Raw genomic sequence first — 16,918 nt, 5'->3', positions numbered from 1 at the left:
GAGGAGGCCGACATGAGCACCAGGAAAGCGAAATCCAGAGGGTTGGGCCGCGGATTATCCGCACTCATGGCGGACGTTAATCCAGAGGCGGGCAACCGAGTACCATCTGACGTGCGCAGACCTGATCTGAAGGTTCCGATTGAAAAGCTGAAGGCAAACCCAAATCAGCCGCGACGCACATTTCAGCCCGAACAATTGGATGAGCTTGCCGCGTCGGTTCGGGAAAAAGGTATCATCCAACCCTTGATCGTACGTCCAACAGGGGTCGGAGAATACGAAATCGTCGCTGGTGAACGCCGGTGGCGGGCTGCTCAGATGGCGCAGCTGCACGAGATCCCTGTGATTGTGCGCGAATTCGATGATACCGAGGTACTGGAAGTTGCGATCATCGAAAACATCCAGCGCGCTGATCTGAACGCAGTGGAAGAGGCTGCCGGATACAAGCAGTTGATGGATCGCTTCGGCCACACGCAGGAAAAGCTTGCCGAGGCTTTGGGAAAAAGCCGCAGCCATATTGCGAACCTGTTGCGGCTTTTGTCTCTGCCAATTGACGTGCAAACTCTTGTTATTGAAGGGAAATTATCGGCTGGTCATGCGCGGGCGCTGATTACGGCGGAAAATCCCTCGGAATTGGCAAAACTGATCGTCAAGGATGGTCTGTCTGTGCGCGCTACCGAGGCGCTGGTCAAGAAACAGCAGCACGGCGACACTGCACGACCTGCTCCTAGATCCAGGAATCTGGATGCCGGAAAAGATGCTGATACACGCGCGCTGGAAAAAGACCTGTCTGCGATTCTGGCAATGAAAGTATCAATCAACCACAAGGCGGGAACGGAATCCGGTCAGGTTGTTCTGACATATGAAAACCTGGATCAGCTTGACGATCTTTGTGCAAAGCTCAGCCGCTAGGGCGCGTCCAGATAAATATCAGGACGCCGCCCAGAACAATGACCTGAAGGATCAGCACGAAGGGCGGAACGGATAGGAGCAAAGACACCCCTAAAACGGCGGCGACCGATAAGGTTGCTGCCTTTTTTGCGGCCGGACGTATTGCGCCCGAACTCTGCCAATCCAGTATCATTGGCCCGAAAATCCGGTGCGACAGAAGCCAGTTGTGCAACCGTGAAGAGGATCGCGCAAAGAAAAACGCTGCCAGCAACAAAAACGGAACCGTTGGAAGAAGAGGCAGAACAACCCCAATCGCGGCCATCGCAACGCAAAGCAATCCCAGCCCCGCCCAAAGATACTGCATATCTAGCCCATCAATTCCCGGATTACAGCATTCAGCACGGCGCGCCCCGCTGGTGTTGCTCTGAGTCTGTTGTTATCACGTTCAATCATATTAATGCCGACCAGATGGTCCACGGTTTCGTCAGAAAGTGGACAGCCTGACAGGGCCTCCCACCTATCTACATCTAGTCCTTCTGAGATCCTCATGCCCATCATAAGGTATTCGTTCGCCTGATCTTCAGGCGAAAGGACATAGCGTTTCTTTTCTCCGTCACCCTTCGTGGCGGCGTCAAGCCAACGCTGCGGGTTCAGATGGGTTTCGGTCGCGTGTCTTTCACCACCCACCGTTATTCGCCCATGAGCACCGGGACCAATGCCGACATAGTCCCCGTAACGCCAATAGACCAGATTGTGCTGCGACTCTGCACCGGGGCGGGCGTGGTTGGACACCTCATAGGCGGGCAGGCCGTGTTTCTCGCAAATCTCTTGTGTTGCAAGGTACATGTCGGCCGCACTGTCATCTTCAGGCAAGCCGCGCAGCTTTCCGACAGCATAACGATCGCCAAAAGCCGTGCCTTCTTCGATTGTCAGCTGATACAGGGACAGGTGATCTACGGCCATGGACAGCGCTTCGTTCAACTCGGCCCGCCAGGCATCCAGCGTTTGGTGCTGTCTGGCATAGATCAGGTCAAAGCTGACCCGTTCAAAACAATCACGGGCGATGTCAAAGGCGGCGCGTGCCTCGGCCACAGTGTGAATCCGCCCCAAGCGGCGCAGGTCTTCGTCGTTGAGCGCCTGCACGCCCATCGAGATCCGGTTGACGCCTGCGTCACGATAGGCCGCGAACCGTCCGGCCTCGACCGAACCGGGATTGGCCTCGAGAGAGATTTCCATGTCATTGGCGGGGCGCCACAGGGCGCGGGCGGTTTCAATCACGGCGGCAACGGTTTCCGGGTCCATCAGCGACGGGGTTCCACCACCGAAAAAGATCGTGTTCAGCACCCGATCCGGGGTTTCGACGGCCGAGCGCCGCAATTCGCTCAGATAGGCGTCAAGCCATTGTTTTTGATCGATAGTTTTGGAAACATGGCTGTTGAAGTCGCAATAGGGGCATTTGGCCTCGCAAAAGGGCCAATGCACGTACAGGCCAAAGCCCCCGTTGCGCCAATCATCCGCCAAAGCAGCCTTTCACGAACTTCTCAACCGCGCGACCGCGATGGCTGATCTTGTTCTTTTCCCAGCGATCCATCTCGGCAAAGGTAATGTCGTATCCTTCGGGAACAAACATCGGGTCATAGCCGAATCCACCTTCGCCGCGGATGGGCCAGACCAAATGACCGGGGGCAATGCCTTCAAACACTTCATCATGCCCATCAGGCCAGGCCAGCACCAGTGTGCTTCGGAATTGCGCTGTGCGGGGATGGGGGGCGTTCTTTGCCTCTAGCTCTGTATGGGCGCGGGTCATCGCCATCAGGAAGTCGCGCCCATTGGCGGTTTCGGCCCAATCCGCGGTATAAACACCCGGCGCGCCGTCCAGCGCGTCGATGGTGATTCCGGAATCGTCTGACAGGGCAGGCAGCCCGGTGGCCTTTGCGGCGGCGTGGGCCTTGATCCGGGCGTTGCCGACAAAGGTGTCCTCGGTCTCTTCCGGTTCGGGCAGGTCCATGTCCGCCGCACCCACAACCGTCACGCCGAAAGGTTCGAGGAGATGCGCCATCTCCTCAAGCTTGCCTTTGTTGTGGGTCGCGACCAGCAGCCTGTCGCTGTCAAACTTACGGGTCATGCGGTGGCGGCTTTCTGGGCTGCGGCCAGCTCGGCAACGCCTTTTTCCGCCAGATCCACCAGCTGATCCATCTGGGCGCGGCTGAAAACAGAACCTTCGGCGCTCATCTGGACCTCGATCAGTTTGCCTGACCCGGTCATGATAAAGTTGCCGTCGACACCGGCCTCGCTGTCTTCCGGATAGTCAAGGTCCAGCACAGGCTGGCCCGCATAGATCCCGCAGGACACGGCGGCGACCGGATCAACCAGCGGATCTGAAATCACGTCACCTGCTTTCATCAGTTTGTTGACGGCCAGTCGCAGCGCAACCCAGCCGCCGGTGATCGAGGCACAGCGGGTGCCGCCATCGGCCTGGATCACATCGCAATCAACGGTGATCTGACGTTCGCCCAGTGCAACCCGGTCGACGCCGGCGCGCAGGGCGCGACCGATCAGGCGCTGGATTTCCACCGTACGCCCGCCTTGCTTGCCCGAGGCCGCTTCACGCCGCATCCGGGTATTGGTGGCGCGGGGCAGCATACCGTATTCGGCTGTGACCCAGCCTAGCCCCGAACCCTTGATGAAAGGGGGTACGCGATCTTCGATCGTAGCGGTACACAGAACATGTGTATCGCCCATTTTGATCAGGCAGGAACCTTCGGCATGTTTGGTGAACCCCGTTTCAATTGAAACGGCGCGCATTTCACTTAAGTCTCTTCCAGAGGGTCGCATGGGAAATCCTTTGTTTGCTGGGTTGGGGATACCGCCCCGCAGCGTTACGATGCAACCCCGATTGACCTTTCATTTGCCTGCTATTTAATGATGAACCAGCAGGGGAAAACGCATGAGTGAAGCGAGCAAAATTCTGGACGAGATGAACGACCGGTCGCGCGAGGTGTTCCGGTTGATCGTTGAAAGTTATCTGGAAAGCGGAGAGCCGGTTGGAAGCCGCACCCTGACGCGCACCCTGTCGGAAAAGGTCAGCGCCGCAACCGTGCGCAACGTGATGCAGGACCTGGAATTTCTGGGTCTTTTGGACAGCCCGCATATCAGCGCGGGTCGGGTACCGACGCAGCAAGGACTGCGTATGTTCGTGGACGGTTTGCTTGAAGTTGGCGATCTGGGCGTTGACGACAAGCAAAAACTGGAAGAGACATTAGGCTCTAACACGGGTGATGTTGGCGGAATGCTGGATCGGGTCGGGTCAGCTCTGTCACACGTGACACAAGGTGCGTCGCTGGTTCTGACGCCAAAGCATGAAGCCGAAATCAAACATATCGAGTTTGTCTCGTTAGGGCATGACAAGGCTTTGGTGGTGCTGGTCTTTTCTGACGGCCATGTTGAAAACCGCCTGTTCACACCGCCGCCCGGCCAGACGCCCAGTTCGATGCGCGAGGCTGCGAATTTTCTGAATGCGCTGATTGAGGGGCGCACACTCAGTGAAGTGCGCCGTCAGATGCAGAAACAGATTCAGGCGCGCAAGCAGGAAATAGATGCGCTGGCGCGCGAGCTGGTCGAAAGCGGGCTGGCGGCCTGGGACGGAGACGGAGCCGACTCGGCCCGTTTGATCGTGCGGGGGCGGGCGAATCTGTTGAACGAACCCGGTCAGGCCGGAGAGTTGGAGCGTATTCGCAGCCTGTTCGATGATTTGGAGCGCAAGCGCGACATCGCGGATTTCCTCGAATTGACGGAAGACGGCGAGGGTGTGCGCATTTTTATTGGGTCTGAGAACAAACTTTTCTCACTTTCGGGTTCCTCTTTGGTGGTGTCTCCATATATGAACGCTGATCGAAAGATAATCGGTGCGGTCGGGGTCATCGGACCCACGCGTCTGAATTATGGACGGATCGTGCCGATCGTGGATTATACGGCGCAACTGGTCGGCAAGCTGATATCCGACCGGAGCTAGAGGGTAAGAGATGGCAGAGCCCAAGAACGAAGATTTTCTGGACGATATCATGGCGGCAGAAGCGGAAGAGCTGGCCGAGGAGTTTGCTGAGATCAGTGACGAGGCGTTGGAGCTGGACGAGCTGCGCGCTGAGCGGGATGAGTATAAAGACAAATTCATGCGCGCGCTTGCCGACGCCGAGAACGCGCGCAAACGCGGTGACAAGGCGCGCCGCGATGCCGAGCAGTATGGCGGTTCCAAGCTGGCCCGCGATATGCTGCCTGTTTACGACAACATGAAGCGCGCGCTTGAGGCCGCGACCGACGAGCAGAAAGAGGTTGCCGCTGGACTGCTGGAAGGCGTCGAACTGACCATGCGTGCCCTGAAGGATGTGTTCCAGAAACACGGGATCGAAGTGATTACACCCCAGGTTGGCGACCGGTTTGATCCGAATGTGCACGAAGCAATGTTCGAGGCCCCGGTCCCGGGCACGCGGGCAGGGGACATCATCCAGGTGTCTGCCGAGGGTTTCATGCTGTACGACCGCCTGTTGCGTCCGGCTCAGGTCGGGGTCTCTTCAACGCCAGCAAGCTGATTGGCTTCTAAAAGCCAAGCCTTCGGCGAGAGTATTTTTAAAAAGATGAAGGGCGGTCAGGATCTGGCCGCCTCTTTCAATTTGTAAATCAGATCCAGCGCCTCGCGCGGGGTCAGTTCATCGGGCAGGACACCCTCCAGCATCTCGGTCACCGGCGAGGTTTTCGGTGCGGGCGGGGGTGGCGGCGCGGCTGCCGAGAACAGCGGCAGGTCGTCAATCAGCGCCTTTTGCTTGCCGCCTTCGCGTTCGGTTTTTTCAAGCTGGTCCAGAACCACCCGGGCACGTTCGACGACAGAAGCGGGTAAACCGGCCAGCTGCGCAACCTGCACCCCATAAGACCGATCAGCCGCGCCCTTGTGAACCTCGTGCAGGAAGATGACTTCGCCATCCCACTCTTTGACCGCTACGGTGGCGTTATCTACACCTTCGAGTTTTCCGGCCAAAGCCGTAAGCTCATGATAATGCGTGGCAAACAATGCGCGACATTTGTTGGCCGCGTGCAGGTGTTCCAATGTGGCCCAGGCGATGGACAGGCCATCATAGGTGGCGGTGCCACGACCGATTTCGTCCAGAATGACCAGAGCGCGGTCATCGGCCTGATTCAGGATGGCGGCGGTTTCGACCATTTCGACCATGAAGGTCGACCGCCCCCGCGCCAGATCGTCCGAGGCTCCGACGCGGCTGAACAGCTGACTGACGACGCCAATATGCGCCTCTTCGGCCGGAACGTAGCTGCCCATTTGGGCAAGCAGTGCAATCAAGGCGTTCTGGCGCAGAAAGGTTGATTTACCGGCCATGTTCGGACCGGTCAGTAACCATATCGCCGCGCCGTTTTCGACGGTCAGATCGCAATCATTGGAAATGAATGCATCGCCGCTTTGCCGCCGGAGGGCGTGTTCCACAACCGGGTGTCGACCGCCCTGCACATTGAATGCGCGAGAGGAATCAACCCTTGGACGGCACCAGTTTTCACCCCGCGCAAGATCAGCCAGAGCGGTCGTCAGGTCCAGTTCGGCAAGCCCGCGGGCGGCTTGATTCAATCGGGAAGCGAGGTCCAAGATAGCGCCGGAAAGCCTTTGGTAGAGCCGCTTTTCAATCTCCAGCGCCAGATTTCCGGCGTTCAGGATACGCGTTTCGATCTCGGACAGTTCGACGGTTGTAAACCGAACCTGATTGGCTGTCGTCTGGCGATGGATATAGGTTTCGCTAAAGGGTGGGTTCAGCATCTTTTCGGCATGGGTGGCCGTGGTTTCGATGAAATAGCCCAGCACGTTGTTGTGCTTGATTTTCAGCGAGGTGATGCCGGTGTGTTCGACGTAATTTCGTTGAAACCCGGCGATGACGGACCGGCCTTCGTCGCGCAGGGTGCGGGCCTCGTCCAGTTCAGCGTCAAAACCTGGCGCTATAAAGCCTCCGTCGCGGGTCAGAAGCGGGGGCTCGGCCACCAACGCTTCGTCCAGCAAGGTCAGCAAGTCATCGAAACCAACAAGGTTCTGAAGCGCGGTTGCCAGCAACACCGGTAAATCCTGACCGGTGCAGATTTCGGCAATCGTGGCCGCCTGGGTCAGGCCATTGCGAATGGCTGTCAGGTCACGAGGCCCGCCGCGTTCTAATGACAAACGCGACAGGGCGCGGTCCAGATCCGGGGTTTTGCGCAAGGCTTCGCGCAGATCAGACGCGATCAGGCTGTCACCAGCGGCGAAACTGACTGCGTCAAGCCGGGCATGGATCACATCCAGATTTCGAGAAGGGCTTGAAAGCCGCTGTTCCAGCAATCGCGCGCCACCGGGGGTAACTGTCCGGTCAACGACAGAAAGAAGCGATCCTGCGCGCCCGCCGGACAGCGAGCGGGTCAGTTCCAGATTGCGGCGCGTTGCAGCGTCGATCTGAACGACTCGATCCTCAGATTCTTTCAGCGGCGTTTGCAACAGGGGCAGTTTGCCCTTTTGCGTAATCTCCAGATAGTCGATCAGCGCGCCCATCGCGGACACTTCGGCGCGGCCGAAATTTCCGAACGCGTCCAAGGCGCCCACGTGAAACAGCCCGCAGATGCGCTTTTCCGCCGCCGTGCTGTCGAAACTGGCGCGCCCGACCGGGGTCAGTGAAATCCCCAGATCAACCAGCGTTTCGTTCAGCTTTTCCTGCGCCCCATCGGCCACGATCAGTTCAGAGGGCGCAAGCCGGGCAAGCTCGGGGCTGAGCCGGACCGAGGTCAGGGGCATCACGTGAAACGCGCCCGTCGAAATATCGGCCCAGGCAAGCGCGGCCTCGTCCCGGACCTCGGCATAGGCAGCCAGAAAGTTGTGCCGGCGCGCCTCAAGCAACGCATCTTCGGTCAGTGTTCCGGGTGTGACCAGTCGCACGACATCACGCTTCACGACCGATTTAGAGCCTCTTTTCTTCGCTTCGGCCGGGCTTTCCATCTGTTCGCAGACCGCAACGCGAAAGCCCTTGCGGATCAGTGTCAGAAGGTATCCTTCGGCCGAATGCACCGGCACGCCGCACATCGGGATGTCTTCGTCATTGTGCTTGCCACGCTTGGTCAGCGCGATATCCAGCGCTTCGGCAGCGTTGACGGCATCCTCGAAGAACATCTCATAGAAATCACCCATGCGATAAAACAGCAGGGCATCCGCGTGGGCCTGTTTGATTTCGAGGTATTGCGCCATCATTGGCGTGACTGTGGACAAAATCGGTCCCCTTTTGGCGTATTCCGGGCGCGACCTTACAAATCCCGCATCTTCTGTAAAAGCCGAAAACTCATTCTCGTTGAGGCGGGCGTTCTCCTGCGCTATGAGGCGTCAGCCCTGAAGTCATGGAAACGACATTTAAGATGCCCAAAGCGAAGATCACCAAAGAAGAGGCATTGGCCTTTCACCTGGACCCCACCCCCGGCAAGTGGGAGGTGCAGGCCACCGTCCCCATGACAACGCAGCGTGACCTGTCGCTGGCCTACAGCCCGGGCGTGGCCGTTCCCTGCGAGGCCATCGCTGAAAACCCGGAAACGGCCTATGATTATACCAACAAGGGCAACCTGGTGGCCGTAATCTCGAACGGGACGGCGGTGTTGGGCCTTGGTAACCTCGGCGCGCTGGGCTCGAAACCGGTGATGGAAGGCAAATCGGTCCTGTTCAAACGGTTCGCCGATGTGAACTCGATCGATATCGAGCTGGACACCGAAGACCCGGATGAATTCTGCCGTGCAGTGCGTCTGATGGGGCCAACCTTTGGCGGCATCAATCTGGAAGACATCAAGGCGCCCGAGTGTTTCATCATCGAACAGCGACTGAAGGAAGAGATGGACATCCCCGTCTTTCACGATGACCAGCACGGCACGGCCGTGATCTGTGCGGCGGGCCTGCTGAACGCGCTGCATATCTCGGGCAAGAAGATCGAGGACGTGAAAATCGTTCTGAATGGCGCAGGTGCCGCGGGGATTGCCTGTATCGAACTGCTCAAGGCAATGGGCGCGCGGCATGAAAACTGCATCATCTGCGATACAAAGGGCGTGATCTATCAGGGCCGGACCGAGGGCATGAACCAGTGGAAATCGGCCCACGCGATCACAACCGACCTGCGCACATTGGAAGACGCGATGAAGAGCGCCGATGTGTTCCTGGGCGTTTCGGTGAAAGGCGCGGTCACGCAGGATATGGTTGCCAGCATGGCCGACAATCCTGTCATCTTTGCAATGGCCAACCCCGATCCCGAGATCACTCCGGAAGAAGCGCACGAGGTTCGCGTAGATGCGATCGTTGCCACCGGACGCAGCGATTACCCAAACCAGGTGAATAACGTTCTGGGCTTCCCCTACCTGTTCCGCGGTGCGTTGGACATTCACGCCCGCGCCATTAATGATGAGATGAAGATCGCCTGTGCCCACGCACTTGCCAATCTGGCGCGCGAGGATGTGCCGGATGAGGTCGCAATGGCCTATGGCAAGTCGCTGACCTTTGGGCGTGATTATATCATCCCCACCCCGTTCGACCCGCGTTTGATCCACCGTATCCCACCGGCTGTTGCCAGGGCGGGGATGGACACCGGTGCCGCGCGCCGTCCGATCATCGACATGGACGCGTATGAGCTGAGTCTGAAATCCCGGATGGACCCGACCGCCAGCATCCTGCGCGGTCTGAACGCCCGAGCGCGTCAGGCGCAAAGCCGCATGATTTTCGCCGAGGGCGACGATCCCCGGGTATTGCGCGCAGCGGTCATGTATCAGCGGTCTGGTTTCGGCAAGGCACTTGTGGTGGGTCGGCCGGACGATGTGAAGACCAAACTGGAAGCAACGGGCCTGGGCGACGCTGTGCGTGAAATCGAGGTCGTGAATGCGGCCAATACCACGCATCTCGAAACCTATTCGAACTTCCTGTATCAGCGCCTGCAGCGTAAGGGGTTTGACCGTAAAGATATTCACCGTCTGGCCGCACGGGACAGGCACGTGTTTTCCTCGCTGATGCTGGCCCATGGGCATGGTGATGGTCTTGTCACTGGCGCAACCCGCAAGTCCGCGCATGTGCTTGACCGGATCAACCATGTGTTTGATGCCGATGCCGCCAACGGTGCCGCCGGTGTGACAGCTTTGCTGCATAAAGGCCGGATTGTTCTGATTGGCGACACGTTGGTACATGAATGGCCCGACGAAAACGATCTGGCGAATATTGCCGAGCGTTCGGCCGCAGTTGCCCGGCATATGGGGCTGGAGCCGCGCGTGGCTTTTGTCAGCTTCTCGACCTTTGGCTATCCGGTGTCAGAACGTGCTGAAAAGATGCACCGTGCCCCGGCTGTTCTGGATCGGCGCGGCGTCGACTTTGAATACGAGGGTGAAATGACGGTGGACGTCGCCCTGAACATCGAACAGCAAGCGGCCTATCCGTTCTCGCGCCTGACCGGTCCGGCGAATATCCTGATCGTTCCGGCCCGGCATTCGGCATCAATCTCGACCAAGCTGATGCAGGAAATGGGTGGTGCGACCGTGATTGGCCCGATCCTGTCAGGCATCGACAAGCCGATCCAGATCTGTTCGACCGTCTCGACCGCGAACGATATACTGAACATGGCCATTCTGGCCTCTTGCGACATCGGATAAATCATGACGATCTGGAATCTCGGCTCGATCAACGCGGATATGGTCTATGACCTGCCGCATCTGCCTGCGCCGGGGGAAACTCTGGCTGCCCGTAGGCTGGATCGGTTCCTGGGCGGCAAGGGGGCCAACATGTCGGTGGCCGCGGCGCGTGCGGGATCACGCGTCAGCCATATAGGTGCCGTGGGGCCCGATGGGCGCTGGGCCAAGGATCGACTGACAGAATATGGTGTGGATACACGCCATATCTCTGAGGTGGATGTTCCCACAGGCCACGCCATCATTGCGGTGGATGCCGAGGGTGAGAACCTGATTATCCTGTATCCCGGGGCCAATCACGCATTGGAACCCGCCCATCTGGGGCAGGCGCTGGCCTCGGCAAACACCGGTGATCTGCTGATCTTGCAGAATGAAACCAATGCCCAGGTCGAAGCGGCGCAGCTGGGGCGCAAGCTTGGCCTGACCGTCTGTTATGCCGCGGCCCCGTTTCAGGCTCAGGCCGTTCAGGGCGTTCTGCCTTATCTGGATTTCCTGATCCTGAATGAGGTGGAGGCTGAACAGCTGCGCCAGGAAACCGGTCTGAGCATCGCCGATCTGCCCGTTCGGCATGTCATTGTTACCCTCGGCTCTAAAGGCGCAAGGTATTTGCAGCAGGGCAACGATCCGGTCGAGTTTCCCGCGCATAAGGTGCGGGCGGTGGATACCACAGGGGCAGGTGACACCTTCACCGGCTATGTGCTGGCGGGCATGGATCGCGGAATGCCAATGGAGCAGGCCATTTTGCAGGCAAACCGCGCCGCAGCCCTGATGGTCATGCGGCACGGAACGGCGGATGTCATTCCCGATCTGAAAGAAGTGCGTGACGCATCCTTTGACTAGGACCCTGCAAATGGCGCTTCCCCGCCCCAAAGCTGCTTGACGCGCGCGTCACGACCACAGGCTTTGCGATACGCCTTATAGGCGTTGTGCTGGCGCTTTGGTCCAAAACGGGTAAGGACCAGTTTGTTGCCTTTGTAATAATCCTGATGATACGCCTCGGCGGGGTAAAAGGGTCCTGCGCTTAGAACCGGGGTGACAATGGTCTGCCCCAGCGCTTGCTGCGCGTCTACTTTGGCTTGTTCTGCCAACACCTTTTCGCCTTTGTTAGAGACGAAAATCGCAGTTCGATAGCTGTCGCCCCGGTCGCAGAACTGGCCACCTGCGTCTGTCGGATCAACCGAGCGGAAAAACATGTTCAGAAGTGACGCGCGAGAGACGCGCGCCGGATCGAACGTGATCTGAACCGCCTCGTAGTGTCCGGTTTCCCCTTTTGAAACCTGATCATATGTCGGATCCGCGGATGTGCCACCGGTGTACCCTGACACCGCCCCGATTACGCCGGGCACGGATTCAAAATCGGATTCCACGCACCAGAAACACCCGCCAGCCACCGTCAGCGTTTCGGTTCCCGCAGCCGGGGCGGGCAGTGCGCGCAACAGTGCAGCCAATGCAATCAGTGTAAACAGAAGGGTTGGTCTGACGGTTTCAAAATAAGCAGTCCGCATCATGTCAGGTCTCCTTTTTAAGGTGAGATTGACGCGGGTTCGACCCCCTTGCAATTGCCTGTCATGCAATGTCACGCGCTGGTGAGACGAGTTTATCGTCTGCGATCACGCGTAAACGGCCCACTTGAAAGGCGGGCGAAACCACCGTTCATTCGCGACGGATCCTGCGCGACTGGTATCTCGAAGCGGAACCGCAGCACACCGCGGGTGGGACCACCGGCCTGGCTGGCCTGGGACAAAGGCCAGCTTTGCAGTAAACTCAGCCCAGCAATTGCCCCAGCTTCATCGCAACACCCATATTGCCCGAGATCTTGAGCTTGCCCAAAGCAACGCCGGTCATCGGGTTCAGCTTTCCGGTCAACAGCTTGGTCAGGTTCTCCTGCGAGATGCGGATTGTGCAATCCGTGTCCCGGTCCTGCGTCGATGCCTGATTGTCCGCCAGAACAATCACACCGTCCGCGCCACAATCGAACTTCAGTGAACCGTCAAAGCTTTTGCCGTTCAGCCCTTTTTGAATTCCATCGGCGATGTCCTGAAGCATTCGGGGTCCTTTCACGGTTTCCGAATGCGTAATGCGTCAGGTGCCGAACAGGCAAGGCTGACCCAACTGGAACTTCTGATCACGATGCCCCGAGGATCTGAACCGTCCGGTCACAAGACTTACCGCCATAGAAGGCGTCCAGAACAGCACGAAACTCGGGCGGAGCATCTGCCACAGATGAAAACAATGTCATCGAAGACCGCAGCTTTTTCGCGTCAATTCCGCCCAGAATGTCGCGGGCATCGCGCCCTGTGTGCAGCAACATCAACGAGGCCGTCTGCCTAAGCCGGTCGCGCAGTTCCGGGTGGTTCAGATAGTGTGTCGCCTCGTCCAGATCTTCAATGCCGTAAAGCTGCGCCATATGGGACTGGCCCAGCTCGGCCAGTTGCGGAAACACGAACCACATCCAGTGGCTGGTTTTCTGCCCCTGTTCAAGTTCGCGCAGGACATCGGCCCAAACCGTGTCCTGCGCCTCGATGAACATATCGAGCTCGTCGTCGGTATCGTCGTCGTCGATCACTTGGACAGGCGCTTGTTGCGCGCAGCCAGCAGTTTCAGACGCAGCGCATTCAGCTGGATAAAGCCTGCCGCATCTTTCTGATCGTACGCACCTGCATCCTCTTCGAAGGTCACATGTGCCTCAGAGTACAGCGAATGATCCGACCAGCGGCCCACGGTTGAGGCCAGACCTTTGTACAGTTTCACACGAACGGTGCCGGTGACATGCTCTTGCGATCTGTCGATGGCGGCTTGCAGCATCTCACGCTCGGGGCTGTACCAGAAACCGTTATAGATGAGTTCCGCATATTGCGGCATCAGCTGGTCTTTCAGGTGCATCGCGCCGCGGTCCATGGTGATGGATTCAATGCCACGATGCGCTTCCAGCAGGATGGTGCCACCGGGTGTCTCATAGATACCGCGCGACTTCATGCCCACGAACCGGCCTTCGACCAGGTCCAGACGGCCAATACCGTGCTTGCCGCCATATTCGTTCAGCTTGGTCAGGATTGTAGCTGGGCTCATCGCCTCACCGTTGATGCTGACGGCGTCGCCTTTTTCAAAACCGATTTCGATGAATTCGGGCTCATTCGGGGCGTCTTCGGGGTGGACGGTGCGCTGGTAGACATAGTCGGGCGCCATATCGGCGGGGTCTTCCAGAACCTTGCCCTCGGATGAGGTGTGCAGCAGGTTTGCATCAACCGAGAACGGTGCCTCACCGCGTTTGTCCTTGGCAATCGGAATTTGGTTCTGCTCGGCGAATTCCAGCAGCTTGGTGCGGCTGGTCAGATCCCATTCGCGCCACGGTGCAATGACCTTGATGTCTGGGTTGAGCGCGTAAGCCGCCAGTTCGAACCGCACCTGATCGTTGCCCTTGCCGGTTGCGCCGTGGGCAACAGCATCAGCACCAGTGGCCTCGGCAATCTCAACCAGACGTTTCGAGATCAGCGGCCGTGCGATCGAGGTACCCAGCAGGTACAGCCCTTCATATTGCGCATTGGCACGGAACATCGGGAAGACGAAATCGCGGACAAACTCCTCGCGGATATCCTCGATATAGATGTTCTCGGGCTTGATCCCCAGCAATTCGGCCTTTTGGCGTGCGGGCTCCAGTTCCTCGCCCTGACCCAGATCGGCGGTGAAGGTCACGACCTCACAGCCATACTCGGTCTGCAGCCATTTCAGAATGATCGAGGTATCAAGGCCACCGGAATAGGCCAGAACAACTTTCTTGGGCGCGGACATCTGACTTCCCTTTATGCGTAGAACGATTGGCCCCTAGCGGGTTTTGGACGCGGGGGCAAGTTGGTGCGCGTTGACGAAGGCCGGGAAATGAGGTGAAACGGAGGGAAAGAGAACAAGGATTGGTTGAGAGGGCAGTTTTAGGATGCTGGGCTACAAGATTTTTAGGCATGCGGTATTAATGCTTTTGGACAACATATCAGTCGCGTTGAGATTAAGCTTTTTTCCGTTTCTTGTTTTAGGCACCGCATTCTATTTTTTGACTATTTTTCAGACGGAAAGTTTGCCGGAGACCGATAAACTCTCTCCGATGTTGGGCGTGTCTCAAGCTGGCTTTGTACTCGCAGTCCTCTATTTGATCGTACTGGTTTGGGTGGCCGTAGGCTGGCATCGTTACGTACTTCAGAACGTTGAACCACATCTCGCGTGGCCAGTATGGGACGGAGACCGTATGTGGGCCTATGGCGGCGCATTTCTTCGGATTATCCCATTGAGCATTCTACTGAGTCTTGTCGCTGTTTTTATTTTTCTGGTACCTGCAGCCGTTTTTTATGATGGCGGGGTGTCAACTGATGACGGCACCTTTCTTGGTTTTTTGCTTGGTGTCGTCATTTCGTACATTTCGTTTAGGCTTTCGCTCGTGTTACCGGCTGCGGCAGTTGGGGAATTTATGAAAGTTCCAGATTCGTGGCGCAAAACCAAAGAGTTCTCTAAGCCGATTTTTGTTGCCGCACTTTGTGTTGGAGTTCTTACAGCAATACCGAATTTGTTGCTACATACACCTCTGGCCCCAATCATAGGCAGCTTTGTCTATTTCCTAGTTGCGCAATGGTTTCTGCTCATGCTGGGCGTCAGCATCATGACGGCCCTTTACGGTTTTGTCGTCGAGAAGCGCGAACTACGCTGACGCCCGTACACATATGTATTCCTTGCCCTTATCACGCTGATGGGGCAGGGAGGCGGGAATGACCGACTTCATGACCCGCGCCCGCGCCGCCGAAAAGGCGATGCGCTCTGTCTTCCCGGCAACGCCGTTGCAGCGCAATGCCCACCTGTCCGACCGTTACGGGGCGGATATCTGGCTCAAGCGCGAAGACCTGAGCCCGGTGCGGTCCTACAAAATCCGCGGTGCCTTTAACGCCATGCGCAAGCAACAGGGACAGGACCTGTTCGTCTGTGCCAGCGCGGGCAATCACGCGCAGGGCGTAGCCTATATGTGCCAGCATATGGGGGTCCGGGGCGTGATCTTCATGCCGGTCACGACGCCTCAGCAGAAGATCCAGAAAACGCGGATCTTTGGCGGGGATAACGTCGAGATTCATTTGATCGGTGACTATTTCGATGACACGCTCGCCGCTGCTCAGGCATGGTGCACGCAGCAGGGCGGGTATTTCCTGTCGCCTTTTGACGATGCCGATGTGATCGAAGGGCAAGCCTCGCTGGCGGTTGAAATCGAAAGGCAGATGGGCGGTGCGCCCGATCACGTTGTGCTTCCCGTGGGTGGCGGCGGCATGTCCGCCGGCGTGGCCACATGGTTCGGGGACCGCACCCATTGCCTGTTCGTCGAGCCGGCCGGAGGGGCCTGTCTGCGCGCAGCTCTGGCCGCGGGGCATCCTGTTTCGCTGGACCATGTGGATACCTTTGTCGATGGCGCGGCAGTCGGGCGGATCGGTGAAAAGCCGTTCGAGTTGTTGAAATCACGTCACCTGTCGGACGTTCTGGTCCTGTCCGAGGACCGTATCTGCACCACCATGATCGAGATGCTGAATGTCGAAGGCATCGTGCTGGAACCTGCGGGGGCGCTGGCGATCGAGGCAGTCGGCGATATCCAAAGCTTTGTTCGTGGAAAGACCGTGGTCTGCCTGACATCCGGTGGCAATTTCGATTTCGAACGCCTGCCCGAGGTCAAGGAACGTGCGCAGCGGTATTCCGGTGTGAAAAAGTACTTCATCCTGCGCCTGCCGCAGCGACCCGGCGCCCTGAAGGAATTCCTGAATATTCTCGGCCCCGAGGATGATATCGCGCGGTTCGAATACATGAAGAAATCGGCGCGCAATTTCGGCTCGGTTCTGATCGGGATCGAAACCCGCAAGCCCGAAAACTTTATGCGCCTGTTTGCCCATCTGGACGATGCCGGGTTCACCTATACCGACATCACCGAGGACGAGACGCTGGCACAGTTCGTGATCTAGCTCAGGTTCTCATTCAGCTCAGCCTCAAACTTGGTTTTCGAGCTGTCGAAAGCGGCCAAAAGCGCCGGCAGATCAACCTCGGCCCCTTGCCCTGCTGCGGCCTGCCGTTCCCCATCCTGGCAGAGTTTCGAGAATTGATCGAACCCCAGGCTCAACGCGCTGCCTTTCAGGAAATGCAGGTTCTGTTCCAGCTCGGCCCGGTTGGTGTCGCGGCGCAGGCGGGTGATCACGTCCTGCACTTCTTCCAGAAATATCTCCACCACCTCATCGAATTCCTCGGGGCCGACTTCATCCCGCAACTGCCTGACTCTGGCCCAGTGGATCATCCTATACACCAGCTA

17 protein-coding genes are annotated in these 16,918 nt (G+C 58.0%); 7 read left to right on the top strand and 10 right to left on the bottom strand.

The window, feature by feature from the left end:
* The first annotated feature begins 12 nt into the window (after positions 1-12).
* Positions 13-909 (top strand): ParB/RepB/Spo0J family partition protein, encoded by an 897-nt coding sequence (locus ACR0BZ_RS08995; protein ID WP_480920045.1) that lies wholly within the window; start codon positions 13-15, stop codon positions 907-909.
* Here the strand turns inward: ACR0BZ_RS08995 and ACR0BZ_RS08990 are convergent.
* Genes ACR0BZ_RS08990 through rph form a run of 4 tightly spaced genes read right to left on the bottom strand, consistent with a single transcriptional unit; the run spans position 899 to position 3,723 of the window.
* Positions 899-1,252 (bottom strand): YbaN family protein, encoded by a 354-nt coding sequence (locus tag ACR0BZ_RS08990; RefSeq protein ID WP_480920044.1) that lies wholly within the window; start codon positions 1,250-1,252, stop codon positions 899-901. The two genes, ACR0BZ_RS08995 and ACR0BZ_RS08990, sit on opposite strands and share 11 nt — an antisense overlap.
* 2 nt (positions 1,253-1,254) lie before the next feature.
* Positions 1,255-2,409 (bottom strand): radical SAM family heme chaperone HemW, encoded by a 1,155-nt coding sequence (gene hemW / locus ACR0BZ_RS08985; protein WP_480920043.1) that lies wholly within the window; start codon positions 2,407-2,409, stop codon positions 1,255-1,257.
* The gene (gene rdgB, locus ACR0BZ_RS08980) at positions 2,399-3,013 is read right to left on the bottom strand and encodes an RdgB/HAM1 family non-canonical purine NTP pyrophosphatase (RefSeq protein ID WP_480482522.1); all 615 of its coding nucleotides are present in this window, start codon (positions 3,011-3,013) and stop codon (positions 2,399-2,401) included. Before rdgB ends, hemW begins: the two co-directional genes overlap by 11 nt.
* Positions 3,010-3,723 carry a ribonuclease PH gene (gene rph / locus ACR0BZ_RS08975; RefSeq protein WP_267363729.1) on the bottom strand — a complete coding sequence of 238 codons (714 nt, stop codon included), beginning with the start codon at positions 3,721-3,723 and terminating at the stop codon, positions 3,010-3,012. The genes rdgB and rph overlap by 4 nt, the downstream gene beginning before the upstream one ends.
* Positions 3,724-3,835: 112 nt before the next feature.
* On the opposite strand from rph, the gene hrcA reads away from it, so the two are divergent.
* Both hrcA and ACR0BZ_RS08965 read left to right on the top strand, forming a co-directional pair.
* On the top strand, positions 3,836-4,900 hold the full coding sequence (gene hrcA / locus ACR0BZ_RS08970; RefSeq protein ID WP_480898691.1) for a heat-inducible transcriptional repressor HrcA: 1,065 nt from the start codon (positions 3,836-3,838) through the stop codon (positions 4,898-4,900).
* A gap of 10 nt (positions 4,901-4,910) precedes the next feature.
* Positions 4,911-5,474, top strand: a complete 564-nt coding sequence (locus tag ACR0BZ_RS08965) for a nucleotide exchange factor GrpE (RefSeq protein ID WP_267363733.1) — start codon at positions 4,911-4,913, stop codon at positions 5,472-5,474.
* Between the two features lie 56 nt (positions 5,475-5,530).
* Here ACR0BZ_RS08965 and mutS read toward each other — a convergent pair whose 3' ends face one another.
* Entirely contained in the window at positions 5,531-8,146 is a 2,616-nt protein-coding gene (gene mutS / locus ACR0BZ_RS08960; protein ID WP_480920122.1) for a DNA mismatch repair protein MutS, read from the bottom strand.
* Between the two features lie 161 nt (positions 8,147-8,307).
* Between mutS and ACR0BZ_RS08955 the strand changes: the two genes are divergently transcribed.
* Both ACR0BZ_RS08955 and ACR0BZ_RS08950 read left to right on the top strand, forming a co-directional pair.
* Positions 8,308-10,563, top strand: a complete 2,256-nt coding sequence (locus ACR0BZ_RS08955) for an NADP-dependent malic enzyme (protein WP_480920042.1) — start codon at positions 8,308-8,310, stop codon at positions 10,561-10,563.
* Between the two features lie 3 nt (positions 10,564-10,566).
* Positions 10,567-11,439, top strand: coding sequence for a ribokinase (locus ACR0BZ_RS08950; RefSeq protein ID WP_209598988.1), 873 nt, complete (start codon positions 10,567-10,569; stop codon positions 11,437-11,439).
* Here ACR0BZ_RS08950 and msrA read toward each other — a convergent pair.
* The 4 genes from msrA to ACR0BZ_RS08930 form a co-directional block, all read right to left on the bottom strand.
* A complete protein-coding gene (gene msrA / locus ACR0BZ_RS08945) occupies positions 11,436-12,107 on the bottom strand; it encodes a peptide-methionine (S)-S-oxide reductase MsrA (RefSeq protein WP_480920041.1) in 672 nt (223 codons plus the stop codon). The two genes, ACR0BZ_RS08950 and msrA, sit on opposite strands and share 4 nt — an antisense overlap.
* 256 nt (positions 12,108-12,363) lie before the next feature.
* On the bottom strand, positions 12,364-12,645 hold the full coding sequence (locus ACR0BZ_RS08940) for an SCP2 sterol-binding domain-containing protein (RefSeq protein ID WP_267363740.1): 282 nt from the start codon (positions 12,643-12,645) through the stop codon (positions 12,364-12,366).
* A 79-nt stretch (positions 12,646-12,724) separates the two neighbouring features.
* Positions 12,725-13,129: a DUF1810 domain-containing protein gene (locus tag ACR0BZ_RS08935; RefSeq protein ID WP_480920121.1), complete on the bottom strand. Its 405-nt coding sequence runs from the start codon at positions 13,127-13,129 to the stop codon at positions 12,725-12,727.
* A 32-nt stretch (positions 13,130-13,161) separates the two neighbouring features.
* Complete coding sequence (locus ACR0BZ_RS08930; RefSeq protein ID WP_480482512.1) at positions 13,162-14,388, bottom strand: argininosuccinate synthase; 1,227 nt, start codon at positions 14,386-14,388, stop codon at positions 13,162-13,164.
* Positions 14,389-14,530: 142 nt separating this feature from the next.
* Between ACR0BZ_RS08930 and ACR0BZ_RS08925 the strand changes: the two genes are divergently transcribed.
* Together ACR0BZ_RS08925 and ilvA are read left to right on the top strand one after the other, a co-directional pair.
* Entirely contained in the window at positions 14,531-15,292 is a 762-nt protein-coding gene (locus ACR0BZ_RS08925) for a hypothetical protein (protein WP_480920040.1), read from the top strand.
* Positions 15,293-15,350: 58 nt separating this feature from the next.
* Positions 15,351-16,577, top strand: coding sequence for a threonine ammonia-lyase IlvA (gene ilvA, locus ACR0BZ_RS08920; RefSeq protein WP_480920039.1), 1,227 nt, complete (start codon positions 15,351-15,353; stop codon positions 16,575-16,577).
* Here the strand turns inward: ilvA and ACR0BZ_RS08915 are convergent.
* The gene (locus ACR0BZ_RS08915) at positions 16,574-16,903 is read right to left on the bottom strand and encodes an Hpt domain-containing protein (protein ID WP_480920038.1); all 330 of its coding nucleotides are present in this window, start codon (positions 16,901-16,903) and stop codon (positions 16,574-16,576) included. The genes ilvA and ACR0BZ_RS08915 overlap by 4 nt on opposite strands.
* Positions 16,904-16,918 lie beyond the last annotated feature (15 nt).

The organism is Ruegeria sp. P8 (genome assembly GCF_056534665.1).
The sequence above is the reverse complement of the archived record's forward strand: the minus strand, read 5'-3'. Positions and strand labels throughout refer to the sequence as shown.

Excerpts from the sequence above, each read along its gene's own strand:
- ACR0BZ_RS08995 (WP_480920045.1), top strand. The coding sequence starts at position 13 with ATGAGCACCAGGAAAGCGAAATCCAGAGGGTTGGGCCGCGGATTATCC.
- ACR0BZ_RS08990 (WP_480920044.1), bottom strand. The coding sequence starts at position 1,252 with ATGCAGTATCTTTGGGCGGGGCTGGGATTGCTTTGCGTTGCGATGGCC.
- rdgB (WP_480482522.1), bottom strand. The coding sequence starts at position 3,013 with ATGACCCGTAAGTTTGACAGCGACAGGCTGCTGGTCGCGACCCACAAC.
- rph (WP_267363729.1), bottom strand. The coding sequence starts at position 3,723 with ATGCGACCCTCTGGAAGAGACTTAAGTGAAATGCGCGCCGTTTCAATT.
- hrcA (WP_480898691.1), top strand. The coding sequence starts at position 3,836 with ATGAGTGAAGCGAGCAAAATTCTGGACGAGATGAACGACCGGTCGCGC.
- ACR0BZ_RS08965 (WP_267363733.1), top strand. The coding sequence starts at position 4,911 with ATGGCAGAGCCCAAGAACGAAGATTTTCTGGACGATATCATGGCGGCA.
- mutS (WP_480920122.1), bottom strand. The coding sequence starts at position 8,146 with ATGATGGCGCAATACCTCGAAATCAAACAGGCCCACGCGGATGCCCTG.
- ACR0BZ_RS08955 (WP_480920042.1), top strand. The coding sequence starts at position 8,308 with ATGCCCAAAGCGAAGATCACCAAAGAAGAGGCATTGGCCTTTCACCTG.
- ACR0BZ_RS08950 (WP_209598988.1), top strand. The coding sequence starts at position 10,567 with ATGACGATCTGGAATCTCGGCTCGATCAACGCGGATATGGTCTATGAC.
- msrA (WP_480920041.1), bottom strand. The coding sequence starts at position 12,107 with ATGATGCGGACTGCTTATTTTGAAACCGTCAGACCAACCCTTCTGTTT.
- ACR0BZ_RS08940 (WP_267363740.1), bottom strand. The coding sequence starts at position 12,645 with ATGCTTCAGGACATCGCCGATGGAATTCAAAAAGGGCTGAACGGCAAA.
- ACR0BZ_RS08935 (WP_480920121.1), bottom strand. The coding sequence starts at position 13,129 with ATGTTCATCGAGGCGCAGGACACGGTTTGGGCCGATGTCCTGCGCGAA.
- ACR0BZ_RS08930 (WP_480482512.1), bottom strand. The coding sequence starts at position 14,388 with ATGTCCGCGCCCAAGAAAGTTGTTCTGGCCTATTCCGGTGGCCTTGAT.
- ACR0BZ_RS08925 (WP_480920040.1), top strand. The coding sequence starts at position 14,531 with ATGCTGGGCTACAAGATTTTTAGGCATGCGGTATTAATGCTTTTGGAC.
- ilvA (WP_480920039.1), top strand. The coding sequence starts at position 15,351 with ATGACCGACTTCATGACCCGCGCCCGCGCCGCCGAAAAGGCGATGCGC.
- ACR0BZ_RS08915 (WP_480920038.1), bottom strand. The coding sequence starts at position 16,903 with ATGATCCACTGGGCCAGAGTCAGGCAGTTGCGGGATGAAGTCGGCCCC.